At 67.3% G+C, this 16,462-nt stretch carries 26 protein-coding genes and 1 pseudogene; 1 reads left to right on the forward strand and 26 read right to left on the reverse strand.

The features are described from left to right. The 24 genes and pseudogenes from ACLN58_RS08400 to rpsJ form a co-directional block, all read right to left on the reverse strand. Positions 1-1,052 (reverse strand): annotated as a pseudogene (locus ACLN58_RS08400) (hypothetical protein); the annotation flags it as partial. Positions 1,053-1,068: 16 nt separating this feature from the next. Beyond that, a complete protein-coding gene (map, locus tag ACLN58_RS08405; RefSeq protein WP_415854814.1) occupies positions 1,069-1,896 on the reverse strand; it encodes a type I methionyl aminopeptidase in 828 nt (275 codons plus the stop codon). Between the two features lie 102 nt (positions 1,897-1,998). Continuing rightward, the gene (locus ACLN58_RS08410) at positions 1,999-2,583 is read right to left on the reverse strand and encodes an adenylate kinase (protein WP_415854815.1); all 585 of its coding nucleotides are present in this window, start codon (positions 2,581-2,583) and stop codon (positions 1,999-2,001) included. Beyond that, positions 2,580-3,902 carry a preprotein translocase subunit SecY gene (gene secY / locus ACLN58_RS08415; RefSeq protein ID WP_415854816.1) on the reverse strand — a complete coding sequence of 441 codons (1,323 nt, stop codon included), beginning with the start codon at positions 3,900-3,902 and terminating at the stop codon, positions 2,580-2,582. The genes ACLN58_RS08410 and secY overlap by 4 nt, the downstream gene beginning before the upstream one ends. Positions 3,903-4,156: 254 nt before the next feature. Further along, positions 4,157-4,627 carry a 50S ribosomal protein L15 gene (gene rplO / locus ACLN58_RS08420; RefSeq protein ID WP_415854817.1) on the reverse strand — a complete coding sequence of 157 codons (471 nt, stop codon included), beginning with the start codon at positions 4,625-4,627 and terminating at the stop codon, positions 4,157-4,159. Next, entirely contained in the window at positions 4,627-4,833 is a 207-nt protein-coding gene (gene rpmD, locus ACLN58_RS08425; protein ID WP_415854818.1) for a 50S ribosomal protein L30, read from the reverse strand. Before rpmD ends, rplO begins: the two co-directional genes overlap by 1 nt. 3 nt (positions 4,834-4,836) lie before the next feature. Next, a complete protein-coding gene (rpsE, locus tag ACLN58_RS08430) occupies positions 4,837-5,487 on the reverse strand; it encodes a 30S ribosomal protein S5 (protein ID WP_415854835.1) in 651 nt (216 codons plus the stop codon). Between the two features lie 38 nt (positions 5,488-5,525). Continuing rightward, entirely contained in the window at positions 5,526-5,909 is a 384-nt protein-coding gene (gene rplR / locus ACLN58_RS08435; protein WP_415854819.1) for a 50S ribosomal protein L18, read from the reverse strand. A 2-nt stretch (positions 5,910-5,911) separates the two neighbouring features. Then, on the reverse strand, positions 5,912-6,448 hold the full coding sequence (gene rplF / locus ACLN58_RS08440; protein WP_415854820.1) for a 50S ribosomal protein L6: 537 nt from the start codon (positions 6,446-6,448) through the stop codon (positions 5,912-5,914). A gap of 19 nt (positions 6,449-6,467) precedes the next feature. Next, positions 6,468-6,866 (reverse strand): 30S ribosomal protein S8, encoded by a 399-nt coding sequence (gene rpsH / locus ACLN58_RS08445; protein ID WP_415854821.1) that lies wholly within the window; start codon positions 6,864-6,866, stop codon positions 6,468-6,470. Between the two features lie 87 nt (positions 6,867-6,953). Next, complete coding sequence (gene rplE / locus ACLN58_RS08450; RefSeq protein ID WP_415854822.1) at positions 6,954-7,532, reverse strand: 50S ribosomal protein L5; 579 nt, start codon at positions 7,530-7,532, stop codon at positions 6,954-6,956. Next, a complete protein-coding gene (gene rplX / locus ACLN58_RS08455) occupies positions 7,532-7,894 on the reverse strand; it encodes a 50S ribosomal protein L24 (protein ID WP_415854823.1) in 363 nt (120 codons plus the stop codon). The genes rplE and rplX overlap by 1 nt, the downstream gene beginning before the upstream one ends. Before the next feature lie 3 nt (positions 7,895-7,897). Continuing rightward, positions 7,898-8,266 carry a 50S ribosomal protein L14 gene (gene rplN, locus ACLN58_RS08460; RefSeq protein WP_043119386.1) on the reverse strand — a complete coding sequence of 123 codons (369 nt, stop codon included), beginning with the start codon at positions 8,264-8,266 and terminating at the stop codon, positions 7,898-7,900. Between the two features lie 411 nt (positions 8,267-8,677). Continuing rightward, positions 8,678-8,968 (reverse strand): 30S ribosomal protein S17, encoded by a 291-nt coding sequence (gene rpsQ, locus ACLN58_RS08465; RefSeq protein WP_415854824.1) that lies wholly within the window; start codon positions 8,966-8,968, stop codon positions 8,678-8,680. After that, on the reverse strand, positions 8,965-9,291 hold the full coding sequence (gene rpmC, locus ACLN58_RS08470; RefSeq protein WP_415854825.1) for a 50S ribosomal protein L29: 327 nt from the start codon (positions 9,289-9,291) through the stop codon (positions 8,965-8,967). The genes rpsQ and rpmC overlap by 4 nt, the downstream gene beginning before the upstream one ends. A 2-nt stretch (positions 9,292-9,293) precedes the next feature. Then, complete coding sequence (rplP, locus tag ACLN58_RS08475) at positions 9,294-9,710, reverse strand: 50S ribosomal protein L16 (RefSeq protein WP_415854826.1); 417 nt, start codon at positions 9,708-9,710, stop codon at positions 9,294-9,296. Beyond that, complete coding sequence (gene rpsC / locus ACLN58_RS08480; RefSeq protein ID WP_415854827.1) at positions 9,711-10,550, reverse strand: 30S ribosomal protein S3; 840 nt, start codon at positions 10,548-10,550, stop codon at positions 9,711-9,713. It abuts the gene before it with no gap. Next, positions 10,551-10,916, reverse strand: coding sequence for a 50S ribosomal protein L22 (gene rplV / locus ACLN58_RS08485; RefSeq protein WP_043119391.1), 366 nt, complete (start codon positions 10,914-10,916; stop codon positions 10,551-10,553). It lies immediately after the preceding gene. A 56-nt stretch (positions 10,917-10,972) separates the two neighbouring features. After that, complete coding sequence (gene rpsS, locus ACLN58_RS08490; protein WP_136610751.1) at positions 10,973-11,254, reverse strand: 30S ribosomal protein S19; 282 nt, start codon at positions 11,252-11,254, stop codon at positions 10,973-10,975. A gap of 12 nt (positions 11,255-11,266) precedes the next feature. Continuing rightward, positions 11,267-12,106 (reverse strand): 50S ribosomal protein L2, encoded by an 840-nt coding sequence (gene rplB, locus ACLN58_RS08495; RefSeq protein WP_415854828.1) that lies wholly within the window; start codon positions 12,104-12,106, stop codon positions 11,267-11,269. 30 nt (positions 12,107-12,136) lie between these two features. Then, on the reverse strand, positions 12,137-12,445 hold the full coding sequence (gene rplW / locus ACLN58_RS08500; RefSeq protein WP_415854829.1) for a 50S ribosomal protein L23: 309 nt from the start codon (positions 12,443-12,445) through the stop codon (positions 12,137-12,139). Continuing rightward, positions 12,442-13,065, reverse strand: a complete 624-nt coding sequence (rplD, locus tag ACLN58_RS08505) for a 50S ribosomal protein L4 (RefSeq protein ID WP_415854830.1) — start codon at positions 13,063-13,065, stop codon at positions 12,442-12,444. Before rplD ends, rplW begins: the two co-directional genes overlap by 4 nt. Positions 13,066-13,069: 4 nt before the next feature. After that, entirely contained in the window at positions 13,070-13,720 is a 651-nt protein-coding gene (gene rplC, locus ACLN58_RS08510) for a 50S ribosomal protein L3 (protein ID WP_415854831.1), read from the reverse strand. A gap of 21 nt (positions 13,721-13,741) precedes the next feature. Then, positions 13,742-14,050, reverse strand: coding sequence for a 30S ribosomal protein S10 (rpsJ, locus tag ACLN58_RS08515; protein WP_043119398.1), 309 nt, complete (start codon positions 14,048-14,050; stop codon positions 13,742-13,744). 345 nt (positions 14,051-14,395) lie between these two features. Between rpsJ and ACLN58_RS08520 the strand changes: the two genes are divergently transcribed. Next, entirely contained in the window at positions 14,396-15,856 is a 1,461-nt protein-coding gene (locus ACLN58_RS08520; RefSeq protein WP_415854832.1) for a glycoside hydrolase family 1 protein, read from the forward strand. A gap of 35 nt (positions 15,857-15,891) precedes the next feature. Here ACLN58_RS08520 and ACLN58_RS08525 read toward each other — a convergent pair whose 3' ends face one another. Together ACLN58_RS08525 and ACLN58_RS08530 are read right to left on the reverse strand one after the other, a co-directional pair. Continuing rightward, positions 15,892-16,017: a hypothetical protein gene (locus ACLN58_RS08525; RefSeq protein ID WP_415854833.1), complete on the reverse strand. Its 126-nt coding sequence runs from the start codon at positions 16,015-16,017 to the stop codon at positions 15,892-15,894. A 47-nt stretch (positions 16,018-16,064) separates the two neighbouring features. Beyond that, positions 16,065-16,462 (reverse strand): hypothetical protein (locus tag ACLN58_RS08530; protein ID WP_415854834.1); only part of this gene is annotated, 398 nt, incomplete at its 5' end.

Below are 16,462 nucleotides of genomic sequence, written 5' to 3' on the forward strand. Positions count from 1 at the left end.
ACAACGGCCCCCGGAGCGTCATGGCGCGCGACGGCGCGCCGGAATACGAGCACGCACACGATCACGAGCGCCACGACAGGGGTCAGGGAGAGGGCTCCGGGAAGGGTCGACGTCCTGTCGGCGAGCTTCTCGACGTAGTAGATGGCGGTGCCGAGCGCTTGGCCCGGCTTGGCGTAGGCGGGCCCGTCCTTCGTGATGAGCGCGGCGAACGGAATCCGGCCCACGAGCCCGACGGCGGCGCCCGCCGCGAGGACGGCCGTCACCCGAGCGAGCGGAACCCATCCGACCACGCGCCGCCAGCCGAGGACGGCGAAGACGACCACGAGTGGGGCGACCTCCCATGCGAGGTAGAGCGGATTCGTGAGGGTCGAGACGGCGCTGAGCGCGAGGAGCACCGCTGAGAGCCAGCGCCGCTGGAACCAGCGACGCCGGGGCCCGGCCGCTTGGGTTCCGGCCGCTTGGGTTCCGGCCGCTTGGCCCGCGAGGCTCCTGGCCACAAGTCCCGTCGTCGCGATGGCCGCGAGCACGGTCATGCTGTAGAACGTCGCCGTCGCCAGGAGCGAGACGATCTCGAACGTGTCCCAGCCGGACGTGTCGTCGAGGAGGCTCAGCCCGATCGCTGCCGCGAAGGCCACGAGGGCCCCTGCTACGCGCCGCGCGTGCGGACGAGCGGGCCGGACGGCCCCGCTCACAAGTCGGAGCGTCGCGTAGAGCAAGAGGAAGTCGACCACGCCATTGAGCGCGAACGTGCCCTTGACGCCGAGTCCGAGGGCCGCGAGGCCGAAGTACAGCGCCATCTCGGGGATGAACAGCACGGCGGAGAGCGCCCAGTCCTGGGGCTGCCCCGCGAGTACCGAGCCCCGCACGAGGGCCGGCAGCACGGTCTCCGGGTCGTAGTAGAGCATCCACGACCGGTCGGTCGCGTCGAGGTGCGCGACCGCGAGCAGCGCGAGGACAAGCGCGGCGGCCCAGCCGACCAGCTCGAGGGCCCACGCGGGGAGGGCGCGCGCGAGGGCGGCTTGGCCCTGTACCGCGCTCCCCCTCGCCCTCATGGCCTCAGTATCGGGGTCAGGCCGGGATCGGCACCGGCGTCACGCCGAGCGGCTCGAGTTCGGACGCGCCGCCGTCCTCCGCTGTGAGGACCCAGATGCCGTTCGTGTGGCGGGCCACCGAGTGCTCCCATTGGCACGAGCGCGCGCCGTCGGTCGTCACGACCGTCCATTCGTCGTCGAGCACGCGCGTGTCGATCGAGCCGCGCACGAGCATGGGCTCGATCGCGAGGGCCAGGCCCGGCTTGATCTTGGCGCCGCGGTGGCCGGTGCGGTAGTTCAGCACGTCAGGGGCCATGTGCATCTCGGAGCCGATGCCGTGGCCCACGTAGTCCTCGAGGATGCCGAGCGGCGCGCCGTCCTGTTCGCTCACGAAGTCGTCGATCGCGTCGCCGATGTCCCCCACGTGGGTGCCGCGCGCGAAGGCCGCGATGCCGCTCCACATGGCCCGTCGCGTCACCTCGGAGAGCCGCACGTCGGCCGGATCGCCCTCTCCCACGATGACCGTGCGCGCCGAGTCGGCGTTCCAGCCGCGGACCACGCACCCGCCGTCGATGGACAGGATGTCCCCCTCGCGGAGCGTGCGGGGGCCGGGGATCCCGTGCACCACCTCCTCGTTGACCGAGACGCAAATGTGCTTGGGGTAGCCGTAGTAGCCCAGGAAGTTGTACTGCGCGCCAGCCGCATCGACCACCTCGGCGAACGCTGCGTCGAGCTCGTCGGTCGTGACACCCGGCGCGACGGCCGCCACCGCGGCGTCGAGCGCGCGGCTCAGCAGCAGGCCCGCCTCTGCCATGATCCGGAGCTGCCCGTTGTTCTTGTACTCGATCTTCCTCTGCCCGATCACGGGACTCCTCTCCCCCTCACAGTCCGACGGCGCCCTCTCGCACAAAGATCCCAAGGCGAGGGGCGCCGTCGTCCGGTCAGCACTGTAGTTTTTGGCGGGGCCTCAGGCTAGGTCCCGGGCACCGTTCTTGATCGCGTCGAGGACGCGCTCGGTGACCTCGTCGATGAGCCCGATCCCGTCCACCCGGGTCAGAATCCCGCGCTCCTCGTACCGCGACACGACGGCCTCGGTCTGCGTGTGGTAGAGCTCGAGGCGGTGGCGGATCACGGTCTCGTTGTCGTCGCTGCGGCCCGTCTCCTTGGCCCTGCCGAGGAGGCGCTTGACCAGCTCCTCGTCGTCGGCTGTGAGCTGCAGGACAACGTCAAGCCCGAGGCCGCTCTCGCTCAGGATCTCATCGAGGTACTCCACCTGCGCGACGGTGCGCGGGTAGCCGTCGAGGAGGAACCCCTCGCGAGCGTCGTCCTGGGCGAGGCGGTCGCGAACCATGCTGTTCGTGACGCTGTCCGGGACGAAGTCGCCCGCGTCCATGTACTTCTTCGCCTCGACGCCGAGCGGAGTCTGCTCCTTGACGTTGTACCGGAAGATGTCCCCGGTCGAGATGGCCACGATGCCGAGTCGATCCGAGATTCGTTCCGCCTGAGTTCCCTTGCCCGATCCGGGCGGGCCAATGAGCAACATTCTCGTCATCGCAGTAGTCCTTCGTAGTGCCGCTGTTGGAGCTGCGCATCGATCTGCTTGACCGTCTCGAGGCCCACGCCGACCATGATGAGGATCGACGTACCGCCGAACGGGAAGTTCGTGTTGGCCTGGACCAGCACGAGCGCGATGAGCGGGATGAGAGCCACGATGCCGAGGTACAGCGCGCCCGGCAGGGTGATGCGCGAAAGTACGTACTGCAGGTAGTCCGCAGTCGGCTTGCCGGCCCGGATGCCCGGGATGAAGCCGCCGTACTTCTTCATGTTGTCGGCAACCTCTTCAGGGTTGAAGGTGATCGCCACATAGAAGTATGTGAAGAAGAGAATCAGCAGGAAGTAGGCCACCATGTAGACCGGATGGTCGCCCTTGGTCAGGTTGTTGTTGATCCACTCGACCCACGGCGCGATGTTCGAGCCGTCCTTGGGGGTGTTGAACTGCGCGACGAGCGCCGGCAGGTACAGCATCGACGAGGCGAAGATGACCGGGATGACGCCGGCCATGTTGACCTTGATCGGGATGTACGTCGTGGTGCCGCCCACGGTCCGCCGGCCGATCATCCGCTTCGCGTACTGGACCGGGATGCGCCGCTGGGACTGCTCGACGAAGACCACGAGCGCCATCGTCACGAGGCCGATCGCCAGGACGATGAAGAACGTTCCGGGGCCCTTCGAGGTCCAGATCGCCCCGAGCGAGGCCGGGAAGTTCGCCGCGATCGACGTGAAGATGAGCAGCGACATACCGTTGCCGATGCCCTTCTCCGTCACGAGCTCGCCCATCCACATGATGAGGCCCGTGCCGGCGGTGAGCGTGATGATCACGAGGATCGTCGCGATGATGCTCGGGTCCGGGATGATCTGCAGCTGGCAGTTCGGGAACAGCTGCCCCGAGCGCACGAGCGAGACGAGCGTGGTCGCGTTGAGCAGACCGAGCGCGATCGTCAGATACCGCGTGTACTGCGTGAGCTTCGTCTGGCCCGACTGGCCCTCGTCGTACAGCTCCTGGAAGCGAGGGATCACCACGCGCAGCAGCTGAACGATGATGCTCGCCGTGATGTAGGGCATGATCCCGAGCGCGAACACGGACACCTGCAAGAGGGCGCCGCCGCTGAACAGGTTCATGAGCTGGTAGATGCCCTGCTGCTGATCCTGGCCCGTGACGATGGGCGAGAGGCAGGTCTTGACGTTGCTGTAGTTGACGCCCGGCGCGGGGATGAAGGCACCCAGGCGGTAGATGGCGATGATGCCCAGCGTGAACAGCAGCTTGCGCCGCAGGTCCGGCGTTCGGAAAGCCCGGCCGATGGCAGAAAGCACGCTTCTCCTCCCCGATCACGAGGAACGTAAGGTTGATGGCCCGCGCACAGGGTGCGGCGCGAGCAAGGTACAGCTACCGAGTCTAGCGGCAGGCGCGGCAGAGCAGATAATCCCGGCCGTTGCACCCGGGTTGCGGGGTCCCGTCCCACGGGTTGGCGAGGCCTAACGCGAGAGGCCCCCGCCGCCGTCGTAAGTAAAAACTCACGACGGCGACAGGGGCCTTCGATTCACAGCGTGGAGGCGCTCCGCTTCCGTCAGAGGACGGTCGTGGAGCCGCCGGCGGCGGCGATCTTCTCGGCGGCGGACGCCGAGAAGGCGTGGGCGGTGACGTCGAACTTCACGTCGATGTCGCCGTTGCCGAGCACCTTGACGGGCTGGTTCTTGCGAACCGCGCCCTTCGCGATGAGCTCGTCGACGCCCACGGTGCCGCCCTCGGGGAACAGCTCGACGAGCCGCTCGAGGTTGACCACCGAGTACTCGACCCGGAACGGGTTCTTGAAGCCGCGAAGCTTCGGCAGGCGCATGTGCAGCGGAAGCTGCCCACCCGCGAAGCCCGCACGCACCTGGTAGCGGGCCTTCGTGCCCTTGGTGCCGCGACCGGCGGTCTTGCCCTTGGAGCCCTCACCGCGACCCACACGGGTCTTCGCGGTCTTGGCGCCAGCGGCGGGACGCAGGTGGTGGACCTTAAGAGCGGTGCTCTTCTTCTCAGTTTCGTTCTCAGCCATTACTTCGCCTCCTCAACCTTCACGAGGTGCGGAACCGTGTTGATCATGCCCACGGTCACAGCGTCGGCCTTGCGGACGACAGTGTGGCCAATGCGCTTGAGGCCGAGGGAACGCAGAGTCTCGCGCTGGTTCTGCTTGGCGCCGATGACGCCCTTGATCTGGGTGATCTCCAACGTGGCGTCGGAGGGAGCCAGGTTCTTCCCCATGACTCATGCACCTGCCTTCTGGTTCTCGATGTTGCGCACCAGAGCGGCCGGGGCAACCTCCTCGAGCGGCAGGCCACGGCGAGCGGCCACAGCCTGCGGCTCCTCGAGACCCTTGAGCGCCTCGATCGTCGCGTGGACGATGTTGATCGCGTTAGAGGACCCGAGGGACTTCGAGAGCACGTCGTGGATGCCGGCGCACTCGAGGACGGCGCGGACCGGACCACCGGCGATAACGCCGGTACCCGGAGCGGCCGGGCGCAGCATGACGACGCCTGCGGCGGCCTCACCCTGCACGCGGTGCGGAACGGTCGTGCCGACGCGCGGGACGCGGAAGAAGGACTTCTTGGCCTCTTCGACGCCCTTCGCGATGGCCGCGGGAACTTCCTTGGCCTTCCCGTAGCCAACACCCACGGTGCCGTTGCCGTCGCCGACCACCACGAGAGCCGTGAAGCTGAAGCGGCGGCCACCCTTGACGACCTTGGCGACGCGGTTGATGGTCACGACGCGCTCGACGAACTGGTTCTTCTCGGCGTCGCGGCCACCGTCGCGGCCACCACGGCCGCCACGGTCGCCACGACCGCGGCCCTCGCCACGACGGCCGCCGCGGCGGTCCTCGTTGGCGGGGGCGGCAGCCTCAGCGGCGCCCTCGGTCACATTCTCAGACACATTGTCCTTCTCGTTGTTCTCGACGGTCACAGTGCCAGCCCGCCTTCCCGAGCGCCGTCTGCAATCGCAGCAACGCGGCCGTGGTACTTGTTGCCACCGCGGTCGAACACGACGGCCTCGACGCCGGCAGCCTTCGCACGCTCGGCGACGAGCTCGCCCACGCGCTTGGCCTTGGCGGTCTTGTCGCCCTCGAACGCACGGAGGTCAGCCTCGAGCGTCGAAGCGGACGCGACCGTGATGCCCTTGGCGTCGTCGACAACCTGGACGAACACGTGGCGCGATGAGCGCGTGACCACGAGACGCGGACGATCGGCGGAGCCGACGACGCGCTTGCGGAGACGAATGTGGCGGCGCGAACGAGAAGCCGTGCGCGACTTGGCCGGGCGCTTCTTGTTGATGCTCAGACCCATGGTTACTTACCAGCCTTCCCGACCTTGCGGCGGACAACCTCGCCGGCGTAACGGATGCCCTTGCCCTTGTAGGGGTCGGGCTTGCGCAGCTTGCGAATGTTGGCCGCAACCTCGCCGACGCGCTGCTTGTCGATGCCGGACACAGTGAACTTCGTGGGGCCCTCGACGCTGAACGCGATGCCCTCAGGGGCAGTGACGGTCACCGGGTGGGAGAAGCCGAGCGCGAACTCGAGGTCCGAGCCCTTGGCCTGCACGCGGTAACCGGTGCCGACGATCTCGAGCTTCTTCTCGTAGCCCTTCGTCACGCCCTCGATCATGTTGGCGATGAGGGTGCGGGTGAGGCCGTGCAGCGAACGCGCGAGGCGCTCGTCGTTCGGGCGCGTCACCGAGAGCGTGGTGTCCTCGAGGTTGACCTCGATGGGGCTGGCCACGGCGTGCGAAAGCTCGCCCTTGCCACCCTTGACGGTCACCAGGTCGCCGTCGATCTTGACCTCGACGCCGGCGGGGACGGTGATGGGGAGACGTCCAATGCGGGACATATCTTCTTCCTTCCTTCCCTTACCAGACGTACGCGAGGACTTCGCCGCCCACGCCCTTCTTGGCGGCCTGACGGTCGGTCAGGAGCCCAGAAGAGGTGGACAGGATGGCGATGCCGAGGCCGCCCAGAACGTGCGGGAGGTTCGTGGACTTCGCGTAGACGCGGAGACCCGGCTTCGAGATGCGGCGGACGCCGGCGATCGAACGCTCGCGGTTCGGACCGAACTTGAGCGTGAGGGTCAGCTTCTTGCCGACCTCGGCGTCCTCTTCCTTCCAGCTGGCGATGAAGCCTTCGGCCTTGAGGATGTCGGCAACCCGCACCTTGAGCTTCGACGACGGCATGGCAACCTCGTCGTGGTAGGCGGAGTTGGCGTTGCGCAGACGAGTAAGCATGTCTGCGACGGGATCAGTCATAGTCATGTGGGCTCGTGCCCTTCCTCGCGACGGTTTCCGCCCGGCAGTGAGCCGCGCGCCTTGCGGCGCGGTGCGGACCTGTCACGTAGTGATTCAGTCTTCGGTCTTGAACGGGAAGCCCAGCGCCTTCAGCAGCGCGCGGCCCTCGTCGTCGGTCTTGGCGGTCGTGACGACCGTGATGTCCATGCCACGGAGGCGATCGATCTTGTCCTGATCGATCTCGTGGAACATCACCTGCTCGGTGAGGCCGAACGTGTAGTTGCCGTTACCGTCGAACTGCTTGCCGCTGAGGCCGCGGAAGTCGCGGATACGCGGAAGCGCGAGGGTCACGAGGCGGTCCACGAACTCCCACATGCGGTCGCCGCGAAGCGTCGTGAAGGCGCCGATCGGCATACCTTCGCGGAGCTTGAACTGGGCGATCGACTTGCGGGCCTTGGTGACCTGCGGCTTCTGGCCCGTGATGAGGGTCAGGTCGCGCACAGCGCCCTCGATGAGCTTCGAGTCCTTCGCGGCGTCGCCGACGCCCATGTTGACAACGACCTTGACCAGGCGCGGGACCTGGTTGACGTTGCCGTACTTGAACTCGTCAAGGAGCGAGGCCTTGATGGTCTCCGCGTACTTCGCCTTGAGACGGGGCACGATCTTGACCGGAGTCTCGACAGTCTCAGTCATCAGATGTCCTTCCCAGTGGCCTTGGAGTAACGGACGCGAACCGTCTTCTGACGGCCGTCCCGCTCCACGGTCTCGACGCGGAAGCCGACCCTCGTGGGCTTCTTGGTCTCGGGGTCAACGAGAGCCACGTTGGAAACGTGGATCGGAGCCTCGACCTGCTCGATGCCGCCGGTCTTGGAGCCGCGCTGCGACTGGCCGACCTTGGTGTGCTTGGTAACGCGGTTGATGCCCTCGACGAGCACGCGGCTCGTGGCGGGGAACACCTTCAGGACCTTGCCCTGCTTGCCCTTGTCGCCACCCTTGTCCTGCTTGGTGCCGGTGATGACCTGGACCAGGTCGCCCTTCTTGATCTTTGCGCCCATGAGTCAGAGCACCTCCGGAGCCAGCGAGACGATCTTCATGAACTTCTTGTCGCGCAGCTCGCGGCCCACGGGGCCGAAGATGCGCGTGCCACGGGGGTCGCCGTCGTTCTTGAGGATGACTGCCGCGTTCTCATCGAACTTGATGTAGGAGCCGTCCGCGCGGCGGCGCTCCTTCTTCGTGCGGACGACGACGGCCTTGACCACGTCGCCCTTCTTGACGTTGCCGCCAGGGATCGCGTCCTTGACGGTGGCGACGATGACGTCACCGATACCTGCGTAGCGGCGGCCGGATCCACCGAGAACGCGGATGGTCAGGATTTCCTTCGCACCCGTGTTGTCGGCGACCTTGAGCCGCGACTCCTGCTGAATCACTATTACTCCTTACGTCTCGCCGGTTCTCAGATCGCGGTGATGCTGCGCCGAGCCTCGCGGAACGGATTGTCGGGGTGTCTCTCGACCCGCCTGGATGTGGCCAGAACCGGCCTGAACCGCCGTGCCAGAGGCAATTGACCCCTTCCCAGCTAGCCCGCGCGCGGGCGCGCAGAAGGGCATTATGCGGTGGCACGATTGTTCACGAGGTTTGCGCGGCTGGACCCCGGCGAACGCACCGAAGCCACGTGGACTTCAGTGGGCACGCCGAACGTAGCCGTACAAGCTCAATATCGTAGCACGAATGGACGAACACTTTTGACCCGGTAGCCGTACCCGAGACAAAGCAAGCGGCCCGCCCCTTCGACAAGGGACGGGCCGCTCGTGAACCCTGCGGGACGAACTCGAAAAGGCCTACTTGGCCTTCTCGAGGACCTCCACGAGGCGCCACCGCTTGGTCGCGGACAGCGGGCGGGTCTCCGCGATGAGCACAAGGTCGCCGATGCCGGCAACATTGTTCTCGTCGTGGGCCTTGCGCTTGCTCGTGCGGCGGATGACCTTGCCGTAGAGCGAGTGCTTCACGCGGTCCTCGACCTCGACGACGATGGTCTTCTCCATCTTGTCGGACACGACGTAGCCGCGGGCCGTCTTGCGCTGGCCGCGCTCCTCGACGTTCTGGGTCACCTTGTTCTCCTGCTCGCTCACTTGGCGGCCTCCTCGGTCGCAGCCTCGGCCTCGACGGCCTCGGCCTTGGCGGGCTTCTTGGACTTCTTCGCGGTCTTCGTCTCGGAGACGACGGACACGGGCTCGACGCGAATGCCGAGCTCGCGCTCACGGAGGACCGTGTAGATGCGAGCGATGTCCTTCTTCACGGCGCCAAGACGGCCGTGGCTCTCGAGCTGGCCAGTAGCGGACTGGAAGCGCAGGTTGAACAGCTCTGCCTTCGCCTTCTTGAGCTCCTCGAAGAGGTGCTCGCTGTCCAGCTGGTCGAGCTTCTCAGCGGTCAGGTCCTTCGAACCGACTGCCATTCTCATTCACCACCTTCGCGACGCACGATGCGCGCCTTCAACGGGAGCTTGTGCATGGCGAGGCGCAGCGCCTCGCGCGCCACCTCATCAGACACACCGGCGAGTTCGAAGAGAACCCGGCCCGGCTTGACGTTCGCGACCCACCACTCGGGCGAACCCTTACCGGAACCCATGCGGGTTTCGGCCGGCTTCTTGGTGAGGGGGCGGTCCGGGTAGATGTTGATCCAGACCTTGCCGCCACGCTTGATGTAGCGGGTCATGGCGATACGAGCCGCCTCGATCTGGCGGTTGGTCACGTACGCCGGGGAGAGGGCCTGGATGCCGTACTCGCCGAAGCTGACCTTCGTGCCGCCAGTCGCAGCGCCCGAGCGGCCCGGGTGGTGCTGCTTGCGGTGCTTCACACGACGGGGAATAAGCATTTAAGCCTCTCCTCCTTCCGCTGCCGGAGCGGCAGCCTCAGCGGCCGGAGCCTCGGCGGCCTCAGCGGAGGCGGCCTGCGGCTGGCGGTCGCCAGACGGACGACGACGGCGCTCGCCACCGGGGCGGCCCGGACGATCGCCACGGTCACCACGCGGGCCGCGCGACGACGGAGCGGCAGCGGCCTGAGCCGCGAGCTCCTTGGACGTCACGTCGCCCTTGTAGATCCAGACCTTCACGCCGATGCGGCCGAACGTGGTCTTGGCCTCGTAGAAGCCGTAGTCGATGTTCGCGCGGAGCGTGTGCAGGGGCACGCGGCCCTCGCGGTAGAACTCCGAGCGCGACATCTCAGCACCGCCGAGGCGGCCCGAGCATGCGACACGGATGCCCTTGGCGCCGGCGCGCTGCGCCGACTGCATGGCCTTCTTCATGGCACGGCGGAACGCGACGCGGCTCGAGAGCTGCTCCGCGATGCCCTGGGCCACGAGCTGAGCCTCGATCTCGGGGTTCTTGACCTCGAGGATGTTCAGCTGGACCTGCTTGCCGGTGAGCTTCTCGAGCTCGCCGCGGATGCGGTCGGCCTCGGCGCCGCGGCGGCCGATCACGATGCCCGGACGCGCCGTGTGGATGTCCACGCGGACGCGGTCGCGGGTGCGCTCGATCTCGACGCGGGCGATGCCTGCGCGCTCCATGCCCGTGGTCATGAGCTTGCGGATCTGAACGTCCTCGCGGACGAAGTCCTTGTAGCGCTGGCCGGGCTTGCTGCTGTCGGCAAACCAGTGCGAGACGTGGTCGGTGGTGATGCCGAGTCGGAACCCGTGCGGGTTGACCTTCTGTCCCATTTAGCGGGCCTCCTCGTTCTCCGGGGTCGCCACGACCACAGTGATGTGGCTGGTGCGCTTCTTGATGCGGTAAGCGCGGCCCTGGGCACGCGGCTGGAACCGCTTCATGGTCGGCCCCTCGTCGACGAACGCCTCGCTGATGTAGAGGTCGCTCTCGTCGAACGCGAGACCATCGCGGTCGGCCAGGACGCGGGCGTTGGCCATCGCGGACGCGACCACCTTGTAGACCGGCTCCGAAGCCGCCTGCTGGGCGAACTTCAGGATCGCCAGAGCCTCATTCGCCTGCTTGCCACGAACAAGGTTGACGACGCGCCGGGCCTTCATCGGCGTTACGCGGATGTGCCGCGCAATTGCCTTGGCTTCCATTGCTTCCTTCTCTTTCTCGAAGTCCAAGCACTGCTTCACTCTGCCGTGAGGCAGGGTCAGCGGCGCTTGCCCTTCTTGTCGTCCTTCACGTGGCCGCGGAAAGTCCGCGTCGGGGCGAATTCGCCGAGCTTGTGCCCGACCATCGACTCGGTGATGAAGACCGGGATGTGCTTCCGGCCGTCGTGCACGGCGATCGTGTGCCCGAGCATGTCGGGGACGATCATCGAGCGGCGGGACCAGGTCTTGATGACGTTCTTGGTGCCCTTATCGTTTTCCCGGGCGACCTTCACGAAGAGGTGCTGGTCAACGAAAGGACCCTTCTTCAGGCTGCGTGGCATGTGTCCAGGCTCCTATCGCTTGTTCTTGCCAGTACGACGACGGCGGACAATGAGCTTGTCGCTCGCCTTGTTCGGGCGGCGGGTGCGGCCCTCGGGCTTGCCGTTCGGGTTGACCGGGTGGCGACCACCGGAGGTCTTGCCCTCACCACCACCGTGCGGGTGGTCGACCGGGTTCATGGCGACACCGCGGACGGTCGGGCGGACGCCCTTCCAGCGCAGACGGCCAGCCTTGCCCCAGTTGATGTTCGACTGCTCGGCGTTGCCGACCTCGCCGACGGTCGCGCGGCAGCGCGCGTCGACGTTGCGGACCTCGCCGGAGGGCAGGCGCAGCTGCGCGAACTTGCCTTCCTTGGCGACGAGCTGCACCGAGGCACCCGCGGAGCGGGCGAGCTTGGCGCCGCCACCCGGGCGGAGCTCGACGGCGTGGATGACCGTACCGACCGGGATGTTGCGGAGCGGCAGGTTGTTGCCGGGCTTGATGTCGGCGTCCGGACCGGACTCGACGAAGTCACCCTGGGCCAGCTTGTTCGGCGCGATGATGTAGCGCTTCGTGCCGTCCACGTAGTGCAGGAGCGCGATGCGAGCCGTACGGTTCGGGTCGTACTCGATCTCCGCGACGCGGGCGTTGACGCCGTCCTTGTCGTGGCGACGGAAGTCGATCAGACGGTACTGGCGCTTGTGCCCACCGCCCTTGTGGCGCGTGGTGATTCGACCCGTGTTGTTGCGGCCGCCCTTCTTGGGGAGCGGACGAACAAGGGACTTCTCCGGCGTCGAACGCGTGATTTCTGCGAAGTCGGCCACGCTCGAGCCGCGGCGGCCCGGGGTAGTCGGCTTGTAGTTACGGATTCCCATTTACCTGTTCCTCGTTAAAGTGGTCTCCGCTCAGGCGAGCGGACCGCCGAAGATGTCGATCGTGCTGCCACCCTTGAGGGTGACGATGGCACGCTTGGTGCTCTTGCGCTGGCCCCAGCCGAACTTGGTCCGCTTGCGCTTGCCCGGACGGTTGAGCGTGTTGATCGAATCGACCTTCACCGAGAAGATCTGCTCGACCGCGTTCTTGATCTCCGACTTGCTGGAGCGCGGGTCCACGAGGAACGTGTACTGCCCCTCGTCGATCAGGCCGTAGCTCTTCTCGGAGACGACCGGCGCGAGAATGACGTCGCGCGGGTCCTTGTAGCTCGATGCAGTCACTTGGAGGTCTCCTCGTTCTTGGGCGCCCGATCGGCGACGAACGCGTCGAAGGCCGCCTTGGTGAACACCACGTCGTCGGAGACCAGCACGTCGTAGGTGTTGAGCTGGTCGGCGTACAGCGCGTGGACCTCGGTGAGGTTGCGGACCGAAAGGACCGCGTTCTCCTCGGCACGCTCGAGAACGACAAGGATGTTCTTGCGGTCAGTGATGGACTTGAGAATCTCGATGGCACCCTTGGTGTTCGGCTTCTCACCCGCGGCGAGGGACTCCACGACGTGGATGCGGCCGTTGCGGGCGCGATCCGAGAGGGCACCGCGGAGCGCGGCGGCCTTCATCTTCTTGGGGGTCCGCTGCGAGTAGTCACGCGGCGTCGGGCCGTGGACAACGCCACCGCCGGTCATGTGCGGGGCGCGCACCGAACCCTGGCGGGCGCGGCCGGTGCCCTTCTGCTTGAACGGCTTGCGGCCGGCGCCGGAGACCTCGCCACGGTTCTTCACCTTGTGCGTGCCCTGGCGTGCAGCGGCCAGCTGGGCGACGACGACCTGGTGAAGCAGGGGAACGTTGGTCTGGACGTCGAAGATCTCGGCGGGGAGATCGACCTTCACAGTTGCGTTAGCCATGAGTTCAGGCTCCCTTCACAGCGGAACGGACCAGGACGACCGAGCCGCGGGCGCCGGGAAGGGCACCCTTGATGAGGAGCAGCGAGTTCTCGGTGTCGATGGCGTGGACCGTGAGGTTGAGCGTCGTCTGACGCTCGTTGCCCATGCGGCCAGCCATGCGCAGACCCTTGAAGACGCGGCCCGGGGTGGCGCAAGCACCGATCGAACCGGGCTTGCGGTGGTTCTTGTGGGCACCGTGCGAGGCGGAGACACCGGCGAAGCCGTGACGCTTCATGACACCGGCGAAGCCCTTGCCCTTGGTCGTGCCGACGACGTCGATCTTCTGACCGGCGGCGAACAGCTCAACGGACAGCTCCTGGCCGAGTGCGTACGTGTCGGCGTCGGCGGTGCGGACCTCGACGAGGTGACGGCGCGGCGTCACGCCAGCCTTCTCGAAGTGGCCGGCGAGCGGCTTCGTGACCTTGCGGGGGTCGATCTGGCCGTAGCCGATCTGAACCGCCGTGTAGCCATCGTTCTCGGCGTTGCGGAGCTGGGTCACAACGTTCGTGTCGGCCTTGACGACCGTGACGGGGATGACGTTGTTGTTCTCGTCCCAGACCTGGGTCATGCCGAGCTTCGTGCCCAGCAGGCCCTTGACATTGCGGGTTGCGGTCATAGTTCTCTCAGCACCTCCCTACTAGAGCTTGATCTCGATGTTGACGTCCGCAGGCAGATCGAGACGCATGAGCGAGTCGACGGCCTTCGGGGTGGGGTCGATGATGTCGATCAGCCGCTTGTGCGTGCGCATCTCGAAGTGCTCGCGGCTGTCCTTGTACTTGTGCGGAGAGCGGATAACGCAGTACACGTTCTTCTCCGTGGGCAGCGGCACGGGGCCGACCACCGTTGCGCCTGCGCGCGTGACCGTCTCAACGATCTTCCGGGCCGAAGTATCGATGACCTCGTGGTCATACGACTTCAGCCGGATGCGGATCTTCTGTCCCGCCATATCGTCCGACTCGCTTTCATGTCAGTGCTGCACTGTTCTGTTTCAGCTATCCGTGGCTGCCGAGGCATTCAAGGTCGTGACCACCACAGGCCGCACGGGCTGAATCCGGAATTTCCGGGTTCCTCAACCAGCCGACCATCCGACCCCCGCGGTCGGGCGTGTCGCGAGTTTCACGCGCACGTATCCGTAGCTCAATGCGGAGGTGGGTCATATTTGGGCCCCAGCCTGGACCCTGCACCCGGCATTATCCGGATCGGGACGCGAAGGAGCGCTTGAACAACTCATCTAGTGTGCCAGACATCTGCATAGATGGCCAATCCGTGCGCGCGGCGCGATGATAGGCGCATGCCGCGCCCCGCCGTCGAACGTCTGGCCGCACTGCTCCCTCCGGATTTCCTGCTCGGCGTCGCGACCGCGGCGTTCCAGATCGAGGGTGCGCTCGGCGACGACGGGCGCGGCCCGTCCGGATGGGACGACTTCGCCCGGCGGCCGGGCGCGATCGCCAACGGCGACTCCCCCGCGGTCTCCGCAGACCATTATCACCGCCTCACGGAAGACGTGGCGCTCATCGCGCGCCTCGGCGTCGATGCGTACCGGCTCTCGATCGCGTGGCCGCGCGTCCAGCCGGACGGCCGCGGCACGTGGAACGAGAAGGGCTGGGCGTTCTACGAGCGGCTCGTCGACCTCCTGCTCGAGGCGGGCGTGCGCCCCGTCGTGACCCTGTACCACTGGGACACTCCCCTGCCGCTCGAGCACGACGGCGGCTGGCTGGCCCGCGAGACGGCGCACCGGTTCGCCGACTACGCGGCCGAGGCAGGCCGGCGCCTGGGCGACCGCGTGGCGCGATGGATCACGGTCAACGAGCCCGTCACGGTGACGCTCAACGGCTACGGCCTCGGCGTCCACGCGCCGGGCCGCGAGCTCCTCTTCGACGCCCTCCCGTCGGTGCACCACCAGCTCCTCGCGCACGGGCTCGGGGTCCAGGCGCTGCGGGCGTCGGGGGCGCGCGGCGGGATCGGGATCACGAACCTCCACGCCCCGGTGTTCCCGAAGTCGCGGCGCCCGCTCGACCGCGCGCACGCGGGCGTCTTCGACCTCATCTTCAACAGGCTCTATGCGGACCCCGTGCTGCTGGGCCGGTATCCACGGGTCCCGTGGCTGGCCCGGACGGACTTCCGCCCGCTCGCCGCCGCGATCCGGCCCGGGGACCTTGCCGTGATCCGGCAGCCGCTCGACTTCTACGGGCTCAACTACTACTACCCCGTACGGGTCGCGGCCGGCGGCCTCGGAACGGGACCCGGGTCCAGTCCGGGCGGCTCGCCCGCGGAACGCGGCGGCCATCCGTCTGCACTCACGCGCCTGCCGTTCCACCTCGCCGACTTCCCGGAATACCCGCGGACGGGCTTCGGCTGGCCCATCGCACCCCAGCACATCGCGCTACAGCTGGCCGAGCTGCACACGCGCTACGCCTCGGCCCTCCCGCCGGTCGTCGTGACGGAGAACGGGGCGAGCTTCCCCGAACCGGACCGCGTGGACGGCGAGCTCGACGACCGCCAGCGGATCGACTACCTCGCGTCGCACCTCGAGGCCGCTCTGCTCGCGGTCAGGCCTGGGGGCCCGGCCGAGGGCGTGCGGCTCGCGGGATGGTTCGTGTGGACGCTCTTGGACAACTTCGAGTGGGCGGCCGGGTATTCGCAGCGGTTCGGGCTCGTCCACGTGGACTTCGACACGCTCAAGCGCACCCCGAAGGCCTCGTTCGAGTGGCTCCGCAGGCTCACCGCGGCCAGGCGCGCCGCGCGCACGTGAACGAGCGCCTCGGCACCGGCGGACGACGGCGCGGGCTACTCGCCGCGGTTGGCGCGGCGGATGCGCTTGGCCCGATCGATCTCGTTCTTGAAGTTCTTGCGGATGCTGAAGTAGCCGGCGACGACCACAACGACGAGCGCGATGACAATGATCCAGGCCACGACGGGTCCTCCCTCGGGTGCACCGGGCGGCGGGAGCCCGGCGTTCTCTACGGTAGCAGCGTGCCGCGCGGCGTGCGCGCGAGCCACCACACGCCAGCCCCGATGAGCGCGAGCCCCAGGATGGCCAGCAGGAGGTAGGGGTAGGCCCGGACGGCCCAGAGGACGCAGACCAGCACGCCGGCCGCGCCCCAGAGCGTGAACGCCCGCCCTCCCGCCATGAGTCCCGTGGCGGTCAGCACGGCGAACGCGACGAGGAGCCACACCTGCTGCGGCATGTCCGCGGTCAGGGCGGCCTCGAGGCCCGAGAGGCTCGCAAGACCCGCCGCGGCCCCGAGCCACGCCGTGGCGGGCGGTCGCTGGCCCGCGAAGTAGCGAGCGGCCGCCACTACCGCGCCGAGCACCACGTACCACTGGGCGAGCCAGAACAGGCTCACCGCGCCGTGCC

This window comes from Sinomonas sp. G460-2, assembly GCF_047759905.1.
In the GTDB taxonomy this organism is placed as follows: Bacteria; Actinomycetota; Actinomycetes; order Actinomycetales; family Micrococcaceae; genus Sinomonas.